The sequence below is a fragment of the Streptomyces bugieae genome (assembly GCF_036352915.1).
In the GTDB taxonomy this organism is placed as follows: domain Bacteria; phylum Actinomycetota; class Actinomycetes; order Streptomycetales; family Streptomycetaceae; genus Streptomyces; species Streptomyces endophytica.
The window spans coordinates 74,909-91,968 of sequence record NZ_JAZBJP010000005.1 but is presented as its reverse complement, the minus strand read 5'-3'; the positions used below and the strand labels follow the sequence as shown (position 1 = coordinate 91,968).

Below are 17,060 nucleotides of genomic sequence, written 5' to 3'. Positions count from 1 at the left end.
GGTGGAGGGCCGGTGCGCAGCGTGCCGGTGGGTGGTGAAGTGCCGGTGGGCGGCGGGGCGTCGGGGAGAAGGCGTGGTGAGGGGGGCATGAGCGTGCGCCGGCGGGTGCTGGGGAATCTGCGGGCCGTCCTGGCGCCGGTCGCGGCGGGCATGGGGGTGATGGCGGCCGCGGCGGCGGTGCTGGTGCCGACGCTGGCCGGCGGGCCCGGGGACGGTGCCGTGGGTGGCGGCGCGGGCCGTGCCTCGTCGCCCGTGGTGACGCACGGGGCGTACGGTCCGGGGTCGGCGTCGGCCAGGTCCCCCGCGGCGGGGTGCACGCCGGAGAACGCCGCGGAGAGCCTGCGGCCGTCGTCGGAGGACGGGCCGGCGGTGGCGCGGATCAAGGAGCGGGGCCAGTTGGTCGTCGGGGTCGACCAGAACACCTACCGGTGGGGTTACCGCGATCCGGCGACGGGCAAGCTGGCGGGCTTCGACATCGATCTGGCACGGGCGATCGCCGCGGACATATTGGGGCCGGACGCGAAGGTGGTGTTCAAGGCGGTACCGACCGACCAGCGGATTCCGGCGCTGCGGAAGCGCCGGGTCGACATGGTGGTGCGGACGATGACCATCAACTGCGCGCGCAAGAAGCTGGTGGCGTTCTCGACGTCGTACTTCCAGGGCGGGCAGCAGGTGCTGGCGCCGAAGACGTCGGCCGTGAAGGCGTTCGACGATTCGCTGCGCGGCAAGCGGGTGTGTACGGCGGCCGGTTCGACGGGTGAGGCGGAGCTGGCGGCGCGGCCGCACGGCGCGAAGGTGCTGACGGTGCCGAACCAGCTCGACTGCCTGGTGCGGCTCCAGTTGGGCCAGGCGGACGCGGTGGTCACGGACAATGCGCTGGCCGCGGCGCAGGCGGCGCAGGATCCGGCGGTGGAGCTGAAGGGCCGGCCGTTCACGAACGAGCCGTACGGGGTGGCGATGAACGAGGCGGACACGGATCTGGTGCGCCGGGTCAACAAGGTCCTGGACGACTACCGGGCCGGCGGGGCGTCCGACGGTCCGTGGATGCGGGCGTACCGCAAGTGGCTGAAGGCCGATCTGCCGGACATATCGGGCCCGCCGTCGCCGGAGTACAGCGACTGACTCCCCCGGCGCGCCGCACCGAGCCGCCAAGACGGGCCGGGGCGGCCACAACACCCCCGGGGCGTCGACAACGGCCCGGCGAAAGTCAAGAGGCCCCCGGGAGCGGTGTCACCCGGGCGATCGCCCCACGCAGTGCCCGATGGCGTCACTATGGAAAGCGGACAGAACAGGAGGCGGAGGGAGCCGGACCGCAGCAGCCGCGCGGACTCGGTCGCAGCAATCGCCGTGCAGCGTACGCGTATTGGAGAGGTGATCGATGGGGGTCCCTGGACCTGTCCCCGGTTCCGCGGGGAGTTCCGATGCCCCGGTGCTGGGCCTGGAGGAGGTGGACCGCGCCCTGGCGCGGCTCGGCGCCGAGTACGAGGCGCTCGAGACCTCGCTGCTGGCGCTGCAGGACCATGCGGGGCGCCGGCTGCTGGAGGGCGCGGATCTGTCGGGCACCACGAAGGAGCGCTGGGCCGCCACGGAGGGGTCCCTCACGGTGCTGTGGGCGCTGTTCGACGCGTATACGGGGGCGTTGGCGGCGGCGCGTGAGCTGCGGGCGCGGCGGCGCTGGCCGTCCCCGGAGGACCTGGCGGCGCTGACGGAGCTGCTGCACGGCGCGGGCGTGACGGTGCCGGGGGTGAGCGGGCCGGGCGAGCGGTACTGCCTGGAGGAGCTCGTGGCGCGGATGACCGGGCTGTACGCGCGTTCCCTCGATGTGATCGTGGCGGCCGACGCGGTGTGGTCGGCGCTGCCGGCCCGGATAGACCTGCTGTCGGCCGAGTTGCAGCGGACCCGGTCGCTGGCGCATTCGGTGGGCGTGCGGCCCGGTGAGCATCCGGCCGGCGACGACCTGGAGCGGATCACGGGCGAGCTGGCGCGGCTGCGGGCGCAGGTGATCGCCGATCCGCTGGCGTTCTGGGTGTCGTCGTCGACGGGGAGTTCGGCGCCGGGCGGCGGCCGTCCGGACACCGTGCGCTACGACCGTGCGGCGCGGGCGCTGGAGGACATCCGGCGGGAGGTGGCGGCGGTGCTGGACGTCCGGCAGGACGCCGAGCGGCGGCTGATGCGGCTGCGGGACGTGCTGTCGCGGGCGGACCGGACGCTGACCGAGGCGCGGCAGGCGCGCGGCGAGGTGCTGGCGAAGATCGCCGCGTCGGAGGTGCCGGCGGTCAGCGGCCCGTCGACGGCGCTGCACGAGCAGCTGGCGGCGGCCGCGGAGTACCGCCGGCGGGCGCAGTGGCACCGGCTGTCGCCGCTGCTGGACAGCCTGGAGGAGCGGGCGGAGGACGAACTGCAGCGGGCCCGCGAGTCGTTGACGGCGGTGACCGCGCCGCTGGCCGTACGGGCGGAGCTGCGCGGCCGGCTGGACGCGTGCCGGGCGCGGGTGGCGCGGTACGGCCTGGCGGAGGATCCGCTGCTGGTGGAGCGGTACGACATCGCGCGGCGGATGCTGTGGAGCGCGCCGTGCGATCTGCGGGCGGCCGAGCAGGCGGTGTGGCGGTATCAGCAGGCGGCGGCGGAGGTGCTGGTTCCGCAGCAGCCGGAGAGCAGGGGGGATTCGTGACGGAGCGGGCCGGCGAGCGCTGCCAGCGGCGGGACTGTGCGGGCGGTTACGAGGACGTCGGCGGTGGTGAGCGGTACTGCGACGGGTGCGGGCTGCCGCCGGTGGTGTCGCCGGACGGGCTGCTGGCGGCGCCGCCGACGGGCGTCACCGGCCGGGCGTTCCTGGCCGGCCCGGAGGAGCGGGAGGCGGCCGGTGCGCTGCTGACCGTCCCCTCCCCCGGCCCGGGTTCCGGTGCCGGGACGTCCGGGCGGGTCCCCGGGTCCCGGCGGCCGGTGTCGCGGCGTTCGGTGTCCGGGCGGCTGCCGCGCGGCGGGTCCGGCGGGGCGCCGGCGCGCGGGGTGGCGGCGGTGTCGGTGCGCGGGTCCGGTGGCGGGGCGTCGTCCGGGTCGGCGCGGGGGCGGCTGGGCGCGGGCCTGGTGACGGTGCCGCAGGTGCCGCGGCCCGATCCGCGGACGGCGGTGCTGGCGCATCCGGAGGTGCCCGAGCGCAAGCGGTTCTGCAGCCGGGCGGACTGCGGTGCGCCGGTGGGCCGTTCGCGCGAGGGCCGGACGGGCCGCTCGGAGGGGTTCTGCGGCAAGTGCGGCCATCCGTACAGCTTCGTACCGAAGTTGCGGCCCGGGGAGCGGGTGCACGGCCAGTACGAGGTCGTGGGCTGTCTGGCGCACGGCGGGCTGGGCTGGATCTATCTGGCGATCGACCGGGCGGTGTCGGACCGCTGGGTGGTGCTCAAGGGGCTGCTGGACACCGGCGACGAGGAGGCGCTGGCGGTCGCGATGTCCGAGCGGCGGTTCCTGGCGGAGATCGAGCACGCCAACATCGTGCGGATCTACAACTTCGTGCAGCACCTCGACCGGGAGACGGGCAGCCTCGACGGCTACATCGTCATGGAGTACGTCGGCGGCAAGTCGCTGAAGGACATCGCCAACGACCGGCGGACGCCGGAGGGGAGGCGCGATCCGCTGCCGGTGGAGCAGGCCTGCGCGTACGGCATCGAGGCGCTGGAGGCGCTCGGGCATCTGCACAGCCGCGGCTACCTGTACTGCGACTTCAAGGTCGACAACGCCATCCAGCAGCACGACCAGCTCAAGTTGATCGACATGGGCGCGGTGCGCCGGATGGACGACCACGAGAGCCCGATCTACGGCACGATCGGCTACCAGGCGCCGGAGATCGCCGCGCTGGGCCCGTCGGTCGCCTCCGACCTGTACACCGTCGCGCGCACCCTCGCCGTGCTCACCTTCGACTTCCAGGGCTACACCAACGTCTTCGCCGATTCGCTGCCCGATCCGGACCACATCGAGGTGTTCCGCGCCTACGAGTCGTTCTACCGGCTGCTGGTGCGCGCCACGGACCCGGACCGCGACCGCCGGTTCGGGTCGGCGCAGGAGATGGCCGAGCAGCTGACGGGGGTGCTGCGGGAGGTGGTGGCGGTCCGGTCGGGCGAGCCGCGGCCGGCGCTGTCGCAGCTGTTCGGGCCGGAGCTCCGGGCGGCGGACACCGAGCTGCTGGCGCCGCAGGAGGGCGACAGTTCGCTGCTGGGGGCGCGCCGCGCGGCCCCGGGCCGGGCCGGGGAGGCGGCGGACGTCGGGCCGGTGCTGCGGCCGCTGGACGTGGCCGGTGCGGCGCTCGCGCTGCCGGTGCCGCGGGTGGACCCGGACGACGCCGGCGCGGGGCTGCTGGCCGGGCTGCCGGCCGCCGCCCCGGCCGAACTCCTCGCCGCGCTGCGCGCCGCGCCCGTCGCCTCCCCGGAGATACGGCTGCGGGAGCTGCGCACCCATCTGGAGAACGGCGACGGCGCGGCCGCGCGGGCCGTACTGGACGAGGTGGCGGGCCCGCTCGCCGGGCCGTGGGACACCGCCGTACGGTCCTGTGACGCGTCCGGTGACGGGCCCGGTGACCTGGGCGCCGACTGGCGGGTGGTGTGGCACCGCGGCCTGCTGGCGCTGGCGACCGGCGACCGGGAGACCGCGGCGCTGGCCTTCGACGCGGTCTACGACGCGTTCCCGGGCGAGCCGGCGCCCAAGCTGGCGCTGGGCCTGTGTGCCGAGCTGCTGGAGCAGTGGGACAACGCGGTGGAGTACTACCGCCTGGTGTGGGCGACCGACCGCAGTTACGTCAGTGCGGCGTTCGGGCTGGCGCGGGTGCGGCTGGCGGCGGGCGACCGGGCGGGCGCGGTCGAGGCCCTGGAGTCCGTGCCCGCGTCGTCCATCCACTACACCGCGGCGCGGATCGCGGCGGTCCGCGCGCGGCTGCGGCAGCGCCCGCCCGAGGATCCGCTGTTGCCGGACCTGCGGGCGGCCGCCCAACAGGTCGAGGCGCTCTCGGACTTCGGCCTGGACGCCGGACGGCGGGAACAACTCGCCACGGAGGTACTCGGCGCGGCCCTGGACTGGGTACTCTCCGGGAGCCACGGTGCCCGACCGGACGGTACGGCGGACGGTGGCGGACCGCCGGTGCTGCTCGGCAGCCCGCTGGACGAGCGCGGGCTGCGGTTCGGCCTGGAACGGTCGTACCGCCTGCTGGCGCGGCTGGCGGAACGTGGTGAGAGAAGGATCGAACTGGTGGAACGGGCCAACCGCTTCCGCCCCAGGACATGGGTGTGACATGGGTGTGACTGGGCCGTTCCGGTGTGCGGGCTGCGACGAGCCGTACGAGGCGGCGGACAGGTTCTGCGGACGGTGCGGCGCCGTCCTGCCGGCAGCGGCGGCCGGGGCGCAGGCGGCGCCGACGACGCAGGCGGCTTCGGATCCGTCGGGGACGTCGGAGGCGCCGGAGGGGCCGGAGTCGTCGGAGTCGTCGGAGCCGTCGGTGTACGAACTGGCGCCGCCCGCGCCTCCGGTGCCGCCACGGCCCCCGGTGCCGCCCGCACCTCCCGTACCTCCCGCACCGCCCGCCGGCGGTTCCCCGGCCGGGCCGCCGCCGCCCGACCCCGGCACCCGTCTGCCGGGTGCGGACGCGGGCCCGCCGGCCGGTCCGCCTGCCGGTCCGCTGGCCGATCCGCCGGCCGATCCGCGGGTCGCCGGGTACGAGGCGGTCGCCGACGCCGCGGCCGGGGCGAACGCCGACGGGGCAGGCGCGACCGGGGCGACCGCGGACGGGGCCGGTGCGACCGCCCCGGAGGAGACGCCCTTCGATCCCCCGTCGGAGCGGTCGCCGTTCGACCCGCCGTCGGGCGGCTCGCCCTTCGATCCCCCGCCGGCGCCGGCACCGCCCGTCGCCGCGCCCGCCCCGGAGGCCGCCCCGGAACCCGCCGCCACGGGACCGGAACGGGACCACATGGAGCGGGAGCTGGCGGGCGTCGCGGCGGTCAGCGACCGGGGCCACCGCCACCACCGCAACGAGGACTTCTTCGCGCTGCGGGCCGCCGCGCTGCCGGACGGCGCGCCCGCCGTGGTGGCCGTGGTCTGTGACGGCGTCTCCTCGGCGACCCGCCCGGACGACGCGTCCCGGGCGGCGTCCGAGGCGGCCGGCGAGGCCCTGGCGGCGTCGCTGCCGCGCGGCACCCACCCCCAGCAGGCCATGCACGAGGCCGTGCTGACCGCCTCCACGGCGGTGGACGCACTCGCCTCCGACCCCTCGATCGCACACGACGAGCACCGCCAGCAGAACGCCCCGGCCTGCACCATCGTCGGCGTGCTGGTCGGCGGGGAGCTGCTGACCGTCGGCTGGGTCGGCGACAGCCGCGCGTACTGGATCCCCAACGACCGCACGGCGCCGCCCGTACGGCTCACCGAGGACGACTCCTGGGCCGCCCAGATGGTCGCCAACAACCTGATGTCCGAGGAAGAGGCCAACGCCGACCAGCGGGCACACGCCATCACCGGCTGGCTGGGCGCGGACGCCTACGAGGTCGAGCCGCACACCGCGTCGTTCAAGCCGGACGGCCCGGGCGTCGTGGTGGTGTGCACGGACGGGCTGTGGAACTACGCCGACACCGCGGAGCAGATGGCCGCGGTGCTGCCGTACGACGCGCCGGCCCGGCCGCTGCCCGCGGCCCGGGCGCTGGTCGCCCATGCGCTCGCCGGCGGCGGGCACGACAACGTCACCGTGGCGGTGGTGCCGTTCCCTGCACCGGCCCCCGACCGGACCGGCTGAATCACCACAAGCCAGTCATCAAGGGAGGGATGACGGCTTAGCGGAGGTTCGGCCCGATTCCGGTCGTGGCACGGGGACTTCGGGCGGCACTGACCGGCCGTCCGACGTCGCACGGAAGAAGGAGAGTGCGAAACTCCTTGCGAAGGTGGTGGGCGTCGTCAATGCGGCGCCCGGTACTGTGCGACGAAGGCGAAGGGTGCCGGGGCCGGCGGGATGACTCCCGCCGCACGCGCCGCGCGCACCGTTCGCGCGAGGAAAAAGCGACAGAGAACCACGATCAGTACCGAGCAGTACCAGCGACAGAAAACGGTACGGAGGGGGAAGAACCGACATGCCGACCTGCCCGAACGGCCACCAGTCGGTGGCCGAAGACTGGTGCGAGGTGTGCGGCCAGCGGATGCCGGGTGCTGTGCCCCCGCCGCCCTCCCTGCCTGCCGGCTTCCTGAACACGCCACCGCCCGGCCAGCCGACCGGCCAGCCCGGTCCGCCGCCGGGCCAGCCGGGCCCGCCGCCCGGCGCCCCCGGTCCCGGTCCCGGCGGTCCCGGTACCCAGGGCGGCCAGGGCGGCTACGGCTTCCCGCCGCCCGCACCCGGCCCCGGCGGCCCCGGCTCCGGCCCTGGTGGCCCCGGTTTCGGTGGCCCCGGCCCCCAGGGTGACCAGGGCGGTTACGGCTTCCCGCCGCCGGCCCCCGGCCCCGGTGCCCCCGGTCCGGGCCCCGGTGGTCCCGGCCTCGGCCAGCCGATGCCCGGCCCCGGACCCGACCAGTCCGGTCCCGGCGCACCGGGTGAGCCGTGCCCGCAGTGCGGTACGCCGCGGGACGGGATGGCACCGTTCTGCGCCGAGTGCCGCTACAACTTCCTCACCAACTCCCCGATGTCCTACGCCCCGCCCGGGCAGCCCATGGGCCAGCCCGGCCCGCCACCCGGCGCCCCCGGCCCCGGCGGTCCCGGTACCCAGGGCGGCCAGGGCGGCTACGGCTTCCCACCGCCCGCACCCGGCCCCGGCGGCCCCGGCCCGGGTCCCGGTGGCCCCGGTCCCGGCCAGCCGATGCCCGGTCCCGGCGCCCCCGGCCAGGACGGCCAGGGCGGTTACGGCTTCCCGCCGCCGCAGCACCAGCAGCCGCAGGCCCCGCAGGGCATGCCGCCCGGTCCCGGCCAGCCCGGCCCCGGTGGCTTCCCCGGCCAGCCCGGCCCGCCGCCCGGCATGCCCGGCCCCGGCCCGGCCGGCCAGCCCGGCCCGCCGCCGCAGGCCGACGACTGGCCCCTGAGCCCGCCCTCGGCCCAGGGCGCGCCGCCGCCGATGGCCCCCGCGCCGCCGGGCCCCGGCCCGCAGGCGCCGTTCGAGCAGCAGCCGCCCGCACCGTTCCCGCCGCAGCAGCCGGGCCCGTACGACCAGCAGCCCGGTCCGTACGACCAGCAGCCGCCGCCCCCGTTCGAGCAGCAGATGCCGCCGCAGGGGCCCGGGCCGGACCAGCAGTGGAACGCCGGCCCCGGCCAGGGTCCCGCCGCGCCGCCGCAGGGTCCGCCGCCGGTCGTCGGTGACGGCTGGGTGGTGGCGATCGCGCCGGACCGCGAGTACTTCATGGCGATGATGGGCCGCAGCGGCCCGGAGGCGGCGGGGCTCAACCTGCCCTCGTACTCCCCGGAGCAGGTGCTGCCGCTCGCCAACGGCCAGCTCGCGGTGGGCCGCCGCCGCAACAGCACCGGCGAGTCCCCGGACATCGACCTGGGCAGCGCACCGGAGGACCCGGGCGTCTCGCACCAGCACGCGCTGCTGGTGCAGCAGCAGGACGGCAGTTGGGCGGTGGTGGACCAGAACTCCACCAACGGCACCACGATCAACCTCGCCGAGGAGCCGATCCAGCCGTACGTGCCGGTGCCGCTCCACGAGGGCGACCGGGTGCACGTCGGCGCCTGGACGACGCTCACGGTGCGGCGCGGCTGAGCTTCCTTCCCACGTACTTGGCCGTCCCGCCGCGGTTGTTCTCGCCGTTGCGCGCTTTGCGGCGCCCCGTACGTACCCGTCTGTCCCGCCGCGGTTGTTGTTCGCCGTGGCGCCTGCGGCGGGCTGGGTTGTGGTGGGTGCGGTGACGGACCTCCGGGGCCTGGTGTGTGGACTGCTGACGCTTTACGTCCACACACCAGGCCCCTCCGGCCCGTCCCCTCCCGTTGGGGAAGGGTGCGGGTGGGTGGGGGCGGGCGTCACTGGTCACGCACGGGCAGTGAAGTGACCACAATCACCCCCACCGGCCTCTCACCACCCACTCACGGGAGGGGCTGGACCGGAGGACGAAGTCTGGAGGGCCGGCACCGCACCCGACACACAAACGCCCGCCGCCAGGCGCAACGGCGAACAAGCCCGACGGCGGGACGGCGAGGTACGTGGGAGGCGCAGCAAATACGTGTGGGGCGCCCCATGCCACCATGGAGCCGTGAACGAGATTCCACGCGGCACGCTGCAGGAGCAGACCTTCTACGAACAGGTCGGTGGCGAGGAGACCTTCCGGCGCCTGGTGCACCGCTTCTACCAGGGAGTCGCCGAGGACCCGCTGCTGCGGCCGATGTACCCGGAGGAGGACCTGGGGCCGGCCGAGGAGCGGCTGGCGCTCTTCCTCATGCAGTACTGGGGCGGCCCCCGCACGTACAGCGACGGCCGCGGGCACCCCCGGCTGCGGATGCGGCACGCGCCGTTCACCGTCGACCGGGCCGCGCACGACGCCTGGCTGCGGCACATGCGGGACGCGGTGGACTCGCTCGGCCTGGCCGGGGAACACGAAAAGCAGCTGTGGGACTACCTCACGTACGCGGCCGCGTCGATGATCAACACCGCGGACTGACGCCGGCGCGAGAGATACGTCACACCTCCCACACCCCGTCGCGCCCCGGGGTGTACTCCCGGACACCTCCCGTCACGATCCGGTCAAGGGACCCCGGAAACCGCTTACCGGACGCCCCGCACTCTGACAGCATCCGTTTCATCCGTTGCGTCGATCATTCGTGTGAATCCGGGCGGCTGACTCCGCCCGGCCGGGTGCGTTCAGAGGACTGCGTACGACCGAATGGGTTCGACGCCGAACACGGCAGGGGGGACCGTGGCCGGCTATGCCGTACTGCGCGTGCGGGCGCACCGCCTGCTGCTGGCCGCCGCCCTGCTGTCGGTGCTGCTGACCGGGACGGTGCTGGCGACACTGGCGGCGTTCTCGGAGTCGGTCGGCGACGCCGGGCTCCGGCAGGCGCTGCGGACCAGGTCGGCAGCGGCCGCCGCGCTCCAGGTGAAGGCCCAACTCCCGCCCGAAGCAAGGCAGTCCGCGGACCGGGCGGTGGCCGCGGCGGCCCGGCGGGCGTTCGACGGGCTGCCGTACACGGTGCGGACGCTGACCCGCTCCGGGCCGTACGCACTGCCCCGAACGCGCCCGCCGTCCCGGGGCCGCACCGGTGAACCGGACCTCACCCAGCTCGCGGCCCTCGACCGCTCCCGGCTCACCCTCGTCAGGGGCCGCTGGCCCACGGCGGAACGGCACGGTCCGCTGCCGGTCGCGCTGCCCGAGGCCGCGGCCGCCCGGCTCGGGGCCGGGCCCGGACGGCGGTTCACGCTGGACAACCGGCTGTCCGGACCGCCGCATCTGACCGTCCAGGTCACCGGCGTCTACCGGCCCGAGGACCGCACCGACCCGTACTGGAACCTCGACGACCTCGGCGGCCGAGGGGTGCGCACGGTCGGCTTCACCACCTACGGGCCGCTGCTGGCCGACCCGGCGGCGTTCCGCGACGGACGGCTGGTGCAGGACTCGGTGGGCTGGCTCGCCACCGCCGACTTCCGCACGCTGACCGCAGACCGGCTGCCGGCGCTCGGCGCCGCGGCCGGCCGGGCCCCCAAGGCGCTGATGGCCGATCCGGCGTTCGCCGGCCATGCCACCGCGAGCACCGATCTGCCCGCGGCGCTGGGGCAGTTGCGGCGGGCGCTGCTGGTGAACCGCGCCGCGATCCTGATCGTCGCGCTCCAGCTGGTCCTGCTCGCCGGGTACGCGCTGCTGCTGGTCGCCCGGATGCTGAGCGGTGAACGGGCCGGCGAGACGGCCCTGTTGCGGGCCCGCGGCGCCGCCCGGCGGCAGCTGGCCGGGCTGGCCCTCGCCGAGTCGCTGCTGCTGGCCGTCCCGGCCGCGGTCGCCGGGCCGCTGCTGTCCGGACCGCTGATCCGGCTGCTGGCCTCCCACGGCGCCCTGGCCCGGATCGGGCTGCCGCTGGACACCCGGCTCACCGTCGCGACCTGGCTGACCGGCGCCGCCGTGGCCCTGGGCTGCGCCCTCGCGGTCGCCGCCCCCGCGCTGCTCGGGACCGGGTCCGACGCGCCGCGCCGGCGGCGGGCCGGTGCGCTGCCCGGTGCCGCACGGGCCGGCGCGGATGTGGGGCTGCTGGTGATCGCCGGGGTGGCGTACTGGCAGTTGCGGCAGCGGACCGCGAACGGCGGGGCGGGCGGCGGGGTGCTGACCGGGGACGGGACCGGCGCGCTGGGCGTCGACCCGGTGCTGGTGGCCGCCCCGGCGCTGGCGCTGCTCGCCGGTACGGTGCTGACGCTGCGGCTGCTGCCGCTCGCGGCCCGGATCGCCGAGCGGGGCGCGGCCCGCGGCCGGGGCCTGGCCGCGGCGCTGGCCGGCTGGCAGATCAGCCGGCGCACCTCCCCCGGCACCGGCCTCCGCACGGGCGGCGGGTACGCGGGCCGGGGCGCCGGACCGGTGCTGCTGCTGGTGCTGGCCACCGCGCTGGGCATGCTGGCGATCGGCCAGCGCGCGTCCTGGCAGCGCTCGCAGGACAACCAGGCCGACTTCCGGGCGGGCGCGGCGGTGCGCGTACTAACCAGCAGGACACCGGAGATGGGGCAGGGCGGCGGCTACGCGGCGGTGCCGGGGGTGGCCGCGGCGCTGCCGGTGGGGATCGTGAACCTGGACCTGTCAGGCGAGCGGTCCTCCTCACTGCTCGCGGTGGACTCCCGAAGGTCGGCGGGCGCGCTGCTGCTGCGCGGCGACCTGGCGGGTGGTCCCGCGGACTCGGCGGGCGCCGCGGACGGGGTGCTGCGCGCGGTGGCGCCGGAGGACGACCGGACCGTGGGGCTTCAACTCCCCTCCGATACCGCCGCGTTGCGGGTGACGGCGGAGCTGCGGTCCGTCAAGGCGCTGCCGCCGGTGGCCGACGGCCCGCGGCTCGGCAATCCCGGGAAGGACACCGGGCCGGTGCCCGCGACCCTCTCCGTCCAGGTCACCGACCGGTTCGGGGTGCCGTACACGCTGCCGCTGGGCCGGCTCGCGGCCGACGGCCGGCCGCACACCCTGCGCGCGGACCTGACCGCCGCGGCGGGTCCGCCGGCCGGGCGCCCGGCCGGGCCGCTGCGGGTGACCGGCCTGCTGGCCGACATGGACCAGTCGCCGGTGTCGTACCGTCAGCGGCTGACCGTCTCCGCCGCGCAGGCCGTCACCGCAGGTGGGACCGTCCGCCCGCGCACCGCGCCGGCCGGGCTGGGCTGGCGGGCCCGCATCACCGAGAAGAGCAGTTACCTGGGCCAGCCGTTCGGGCCGCGCGCGGGCCGGGCCGAGGTGCCCGCCGGCGGGCTGCTGGCGCAGACGTACGACACCGGTGCCCGGCCCGACGAGTGGAGCGCGGCGGTGACGACCGTGCGGATCACCGTCGCGCATCCGCCGCTGCCGCCGCTCGCCGCCGTGGCCACCGACGCGTATCTGCGCGACAGCGGCTCCCGGGTCGGGTCGGTGGTCGATCTGCCGGTCGGCGGGCAGCAGGTGAAGGCGCGGATCGTGCGGGCGGTGCGGGCGCTGCCCGGCCCGGCGGACGGCCCGCCGGCCGGTGGCGGGCTGCTGGTCGACTTCGGGGCCGTCAACGCGGCGCTGGCCGACCTCGACGCCGCGCCGCTGACCGCCACCGAGTGGTGGCTGCGGCCCCGGCCGGGCGCGGTGGACCGGGTCGTCGAGGCGCTGCGCGCCCGCCCGGACACCGACCCCGGCCAGGTCCTGGTGCGCGCGGAGATCGCCCGGGAACTGCACGACGATCCGCTGGGGCTCGGTCCGCAGACCGCGCTGACCGCGGCCGCGGTGGTCGCGGTGGCGCTGGCGGCGGTCGGTTTCGCGGTCGGGGCCGCCGGATCGGTCCGCGAACGCGACCGCGAGTTCGCGGTGTTGCGGGCGCTGGGGGCGCCGCGCCGGCAGCTGGCCCGGATGCTCGCCGCCGAGCAGGGGGTGCTGATCGTGCTGGCGCTGGCCGTCGGCGGGGTGCTGGGGGCGGTGCTGACCCGGGCGGTGGTGCCGCTGGTCGTGCTGACCGGGCAGGCCACCCGCCCGGTGCCGCCGGTGCTGGTGGAGCTGCCGGCCGGCCAGGTGGCCGGGCTGCTGGCGGCGGTCGCGGCCGGGCCGCTGCTGGTCGTCGCGGCCCTCGGGCTGCGCCGCGGCGACCCGGTGGCGGCGCTGCGCGGGCAGGGGGTGCGGTGACGGTGGCGGCAGTGACGGCGACGGCGCGGCGGGCGGGTGAGGACCGGTGAAGGCGCTCACCCGGCCGGGTTGGCTGGGCATCCGGTTGCGGTCCGCGCGCGCCGCGGCGCTGGCGCTGGGCGCGCTGGTGCTGGTCACGGCGTTCCTCGCGGCGGCGTTCCCGCGCGGGGTGACGGCGTACGAGACGGCGGGGCTGCGCGATGCGCTCGGCTCGGCGCCGCCCGAGCAGCGGGCGGTGGAGGTCTCCGTCGGCCGGGCGGACGTCACCGGCGCGGACCCGGCGGCCGGTTACACGGCGGCGGCGCTGGACCGTCAGGACCGGGCGATCCGGGGCCTGTTCCACGCCCCGCTGCGGACCCCGGCGGCGGACGCGGTGCACGGCGTCCGCACCACGAAGCCGCTGACGGCCGGGGACCCCTGGCTGCCGCGGCCGGACGGCGTCGATCCGGAGCTGTCGCTGTACGCGGCCTCCGGCCTCGGCCGGCACGCGACCGTCACCGAGGGCCGGCTGCCGCGCGCCGGCGCCCCGGGGGCGGGCACGCTGGAGGCCGCGGTGACCACGGCCACCGCCCGCACCCTGCACCTGCGCACCGGCCGCACCCTGCATCTGAACGGGCTGACCGTACGGATCTCCGGACTGCTCGCGCCGCGGGAGCCGGACGGCGACTACTGGGCCGCCGATGCGCTGCGGGCGGCGCCGCGCCGGGCCGTGACCGAGGGGGTGCCGGCGCAGCGGTTCTGGCGCGCCGGGCTGCTGCTGGCTCCCGGGGACGGGCCGGCGCTGCCCGCCACCGCCGGGGAGCCGGAGAAGTTCTGGCACTATCCGGTCGACGCCGGTGCGCTGACCGCCGCGGACGCCCCGTTGTTGCGGGAGCGGGTGGCGTCCGCCGAACACGGCGCGACGCTGGCCAAGTTGCGCGCGGTGGCCGGTACCGGCGCGCTGGCCGACAGCGCGGTGGACGGTCTGCTGGACGGCTACGCACGGACCCGGGCGGCGATCGCCCCGGTCATCGCGGTGGCGGCGTGCGGCCTCGGCACCGTCGCGGGGATCGTGCTGCTGATGGCCGGTGCGCTGACCGCGGACCGCCGCCGCCCGGAACTGGCGCTGCTGCGGGCCCGCGGCGCGTCGCTGACGGGCCTGGCCGGGCGGCTGGCGGCGGAGACCGCGGTGGTGGCACTGCCCGCCGCGGCGGCCGGCGGCGGGCTGGCGCTGCTGCTGGTGCCCGGTGAGCGGGTGGTGCCGGCGCTGCTGGCGGCGGCCGGGGCCGGGCTGCTGGGCACGCTCGCACTGCCGCTGCGGGCCGCCGCCGCACACCGCCGTCCCCGCCCGGCCGCCCGTGCCGATCTGGCCGGCGCCCGCCCCTCCCGGCGCCGGACGGTCGCCGAACTGACCGTGCTGGTCCTGGCGGTGGCCGCGGTGGTCGCGCTGCGCCGCCGCACCACGGCCGGCGGGGGCGTGGACGCCCTGGTCAGCGCGGCCCCGGTGCTCGTCGCCGTGATCGCCGCGCTGGTGCTGCTGCGGCTGTGGCCGCTGCCGCTGCGGCTGGCGGCCCGCCCGGCCGCCCGCACGTCCGGACTGACCGGCTTCCTGGCCCTGGCCCGCGCGGGCCGCGCCCCGGCCACCGCGGGCCTGCCGCTGCTGGCCCTCCTGGTCGCGCTGACCACCGCGTCGTTCGGCGGCTCGGTGCTCGCCGGGGTCGCCACGGCCCGGGACCGTGCGGCGCTGACCGCGGCCGGCGCCGAGGCCCGGATCTCCGCCGAACGGCCGCTGCCCGCCGCGCTGCAGCACGCCGTGGCCCGGGTGCCGGGCGTCGAGGACGCCGTACCGCTGCGGATCAGCGCGCTGACCGCGGACGACGGCGGCCCGCCCCTCTACCTGGTGATCGCCGAACCCGAGGCGTACGCCCGGCTCGCCCGCGCCATGGGGCTGGGTGCCTTCCCCGCCGCCGACCTCGCCGACCCGGGCGGTGACCGGCCGCTGCCCGCGATCGTCTCCCCGCGCGTACGGACCCGGTTCGGCGACGCCCCGATGGCGCTGCAACCGGACTTCGGCCAACTCGTCGTCCGGCCCCGGGCGGTGCGCGCCGACACCCCGGCCCAGCCGGGCGGCGACTTCGTGCTGATCAACGCCCGGAGCGTGGCCCGGGTGCACCCCGACACCTACGCCGAGGCGGACAACGGCCCCACCACGATGCTGCTGTCCGGCCGCGGGCTGGACGCCGGGGCGCTGCGGGCCGCGGTCCGCGCCCACGCCCCGGCGTCCCTCGCCGTCCAGGTGTCGCTGCGCTCCGCCGAACGCGCCGAGCTGGCCGATTCGCCGCTCCAGCAGGGCGCCGAACGCCTCTACACCGCCGCCGTGGTGGCCGGTGCCGGGTTCGCGCTGCTCGCCCTGCTCCTCTCCCTGCTGCGGACCGCACCGGAACGCACCCGTCTCCTGGCCGGGCTCCGCACGATGGGGCTGCCCCCGGGCCGGGGACGGCGGCTGATGGTGCTGGAGGCGCTGCCGCCGGCGCTGCTCGCGGCGGTCGGCGGGGTGCTGGCCGGGGCCGCCGCGATCCGGCTGCTGGGCCCGGGCACGGACCTCACCCCGCTCGCCCTGCCCGGCACGGCCGGCGGCGGGCCGGGCACCGTACGGCTGCAGACCGATCCCGCGTCCCTGCTGCTGCCGTCGGCGGGCGTGGTCGTCCTGGCCCTGGCGGTCGCCCTGGTCCAGGCGTGGGTGGGCGAACGGCGGCGGGAGAGCACCGAGTTGAGAGCGGGGGACCCCTCATGAGCACACGGCCCGAGGACGCCACGAGCGCGCCGGTGAGCCTGGCGGACCTGGAGGCGCGGGCGGCGGCCCGGCGCGAGCGGCCCGCCTACGGGCACGACGCGCTGATCGCCTGCGACCGTCTGGTGCGGGTCTTCTCCGCGGACGGCGTCGAGGTGCAGGCCCTCCAGGGCCTCGATCTGCTGGTGTCCGAGGGCGAGTTGATGGCGCTGGTGGGGGCGTCCGGCAGCGGCAAGTCGACGCTGATGAACATCCTCGCCGGCCTGGACGTGCCGACCGCGGGCGCCGCCACGGTCGCCGGTCGCGATCTGCTGACCATGGACGCCCGGGCCCGGCTCACCTACCGCCGGGAGGTCGTCGGCTTCGTCTGGCAGCAGACCGCCCGCAACCTGCTGCCGTATCTGACGGTGCTGCAGAACGTCACCCTGCCGATGCAGCTGCGCGGCGGACGGCGCCGGGCGGCCCGTACGAAGGCGGCCGAGCGGCTGCTCGCGATGCTGTCGCTGGACCACTGCCGGGACCGCCGGCCGCACCAGCTGAGCGGCGGCGAACAGCAGCGCACCGCCATCGCGGTGGCGCTGGCCAACACCCCGTCGGTGCTGCTGGCCGACGAGCCCACCGGCGAACTGGACTCGCACACCGCCGAGCAGGTCTTCGCCGCGTTCCGCACCGCCAACGAGGAGCTGGGCACCACGATCGTGATCGTCACCCATGACCAGGCGGTGGCGGACGAGGTGCGGCGCACGGTCGCGATCCGCGACGGCCGGACGTCGTCGGAGGTGCTGCGGCGCACCGAACGGGACGCCGCGACCGGCCGGGAGGCGCTGGTGGCGCGGGAGTACGCGATGCTCGACCGGGCCGGCCGGCTCCAGCTGCCGGCCGACTACACCAGCAGCCTGGGCATGGCGCACCGGGTGCTGCTGGAGCTGGAGAGCGACCACATCGGCGTGTGGCCGGACCCGACGGCGGACGGCAACACCGACCGCGGCGCCGGTGACGGCCCGAAGTCCGGTAACGGGGCGACGACTTAGGC

General features: G+C 76.9%; 9 protein-coding genes. All 9 read left to right on the top strand.

Annotated features, from left to right (window positions below):
• Positions 1 to 87: 87 nt before the first annotated feature.
• The 9 genes from V2J85_RS13440 to V2J85_RS13400 all read left to right on the top strand — a co-directional run bounded on the left by V2J85_RS13440 (position 88) and on the right by V2J85_RS13400 (position 17,058).
• On the top strand, positions 88 to 1,122 hold the full coding sequence (locus V2J85_RS13440) for a glutamate ABC transporter substrate-binding protein (protein ID WP_261951435.1): 1,035 nt from the start codon (positions 88 to 90) through the stop codon (positions 1,120 to 1,122).
• Positions 1,123 to 1,378: 256 nt separating this feature from the next.
• Positions 1,379 to 2,671, top strand: coding sequence for a coiled-coil domain-containing protein (locus tag V2J85_RS13435; RefSeq protein ID WP_261951434.1), 1,293 nt, complete (start codon positions 1,379 to 1,381; stop codon positions 2,669 to 2,671).
• Entirely contained in the window at positions 2,668 to 5,274 is a 2,607-nt protein-coding gene (locus V2J85_RS13430) for a serine/threonine-protein kinase (RefSeq protein WP_330821706.1), read from the top strand. Before V2J85_RS13435 ends, V2J85_RS13430 begins: the two co-directional genes overlap by 4 nt.
• A 1-nt stretch (position 5,275) precedes the next feature.
• Positions 5,276 to 6,766: a PP2C family protein-serine/threonine phosphatase gene (locus tag V2J85_RS13425; RefSeq protein ID WP_330821705.1), complete on the top strand. Its 1,491-nt coding sequence runs from the start codon at positions 5,276 to 5,278 to the stop codon at positions 6,764 to 6,766.
• A gap of 331 nt (positions 6,767 to 7,097) precedes the next feature.
• Positions 7,098 to 8,711: an FHA domain-containing protein gene (locus V2J85_RS13420; RefSeq protein WP_330821704.1), complete on the top strand. Its 1,614-nt coding sequence runs from the start codon at positions 7,098 to 7,100 to the stop codon at positions 8,709 to 8,711.
• Between the two features lie 487 nt (positions 8,712 to 9,198).
• Positions 9,199 to 9,603 carry a globin gene (locus tag V2J85_RS13415; RefSeq protein ID WP_261951430.1) on the top strand — a complete coding sequence of 135 codons (405 nt, stop codon included), beginning with the start codon at positions 9,199 to 9,201 and terminating at the stop codon, positions 9,601 to 9,603.
• 255 nt (positions 9,604 to 9,858) lie between these two features.
• Positions 9,859 to 13,257: an ABC transporter permease gene (locus tag V2J85_RS13410; RefSeq protein WP_330821703.1), complete on the top strand. Its 3,399-nt coding sequence runs from the start codon at positions 9,859 to 9,861 to the stop codon at positions 13,255 to 13,257.
• A gap of 46 nt (positions 13,258 to 13,303) precedes the next feature.
• Positions 13,304 to 16,030 (top strand): FtsX-like permease family protein, encoded by a 2,727-nt coding sequence (locus tag V2J85_RS13405; RefSeq protein WP_330821702.1) that lies wholly within the window; start codon positions 13,304 to 13,306, stop codon positions 16,028 to 16,030.
• Positions 16,027 to 17,058, top strand: a complete 1,032-nt coding sequence (locus V2J85_RS13400; protein WP_330821701.1) for an ABC transporter ATP-binding protein — start codon at positions 16,027 to 16,029, stop codon at positions 17,056 to 17,058. Before V2J85_RS13405 ends, V2J85_RS13400 begins: the two co-directional genes overlap by 4 nt.
• The last annotated feature ends 2 nt before the right edge of the window (positions 17,059 to 17,060 follow it).

Bases quoted from the DNA above. Each gene is read 5' to 3' on its own strand.
- V2J85_RS13435 (WP_261951434.1), top strand. From the start codon at position 1,379: ATGGGGGTCCCTGGACCTGTCCCCGGTTCCGCGGGGAGTTCCGATGCC.
- V2J85_RS13420 (WP_330821704.1), top strand. From the start codon at position 7,098: ATGCCGACCTGCCCGAACGGCCACCAGTCGGTGGCCGAAGACTGGTGC.
- V2J85_RS13440 (WP_261951435.1), top strand. From the start codon at position 88: ATGAGCGTGCGCCGGCGGGTGCTGGGGAATCTGCGGGCCGTCCTGGCG.
- V2J85_RS13400 (WP_330821701.1), top strand. From the start codon at position 16,027: ATGAGCACACGGCCCGAGGACGCCACGAGCGCGCCGGTGAGCCTGGCG.
- V2J85_RS13425 (WP_330821705.1), top strand. From the start codon at position 5,276: ATGGGTGTGACTGGGCCGTTCCGGTGTGCGGGCTGCGACGAGCCGTAC.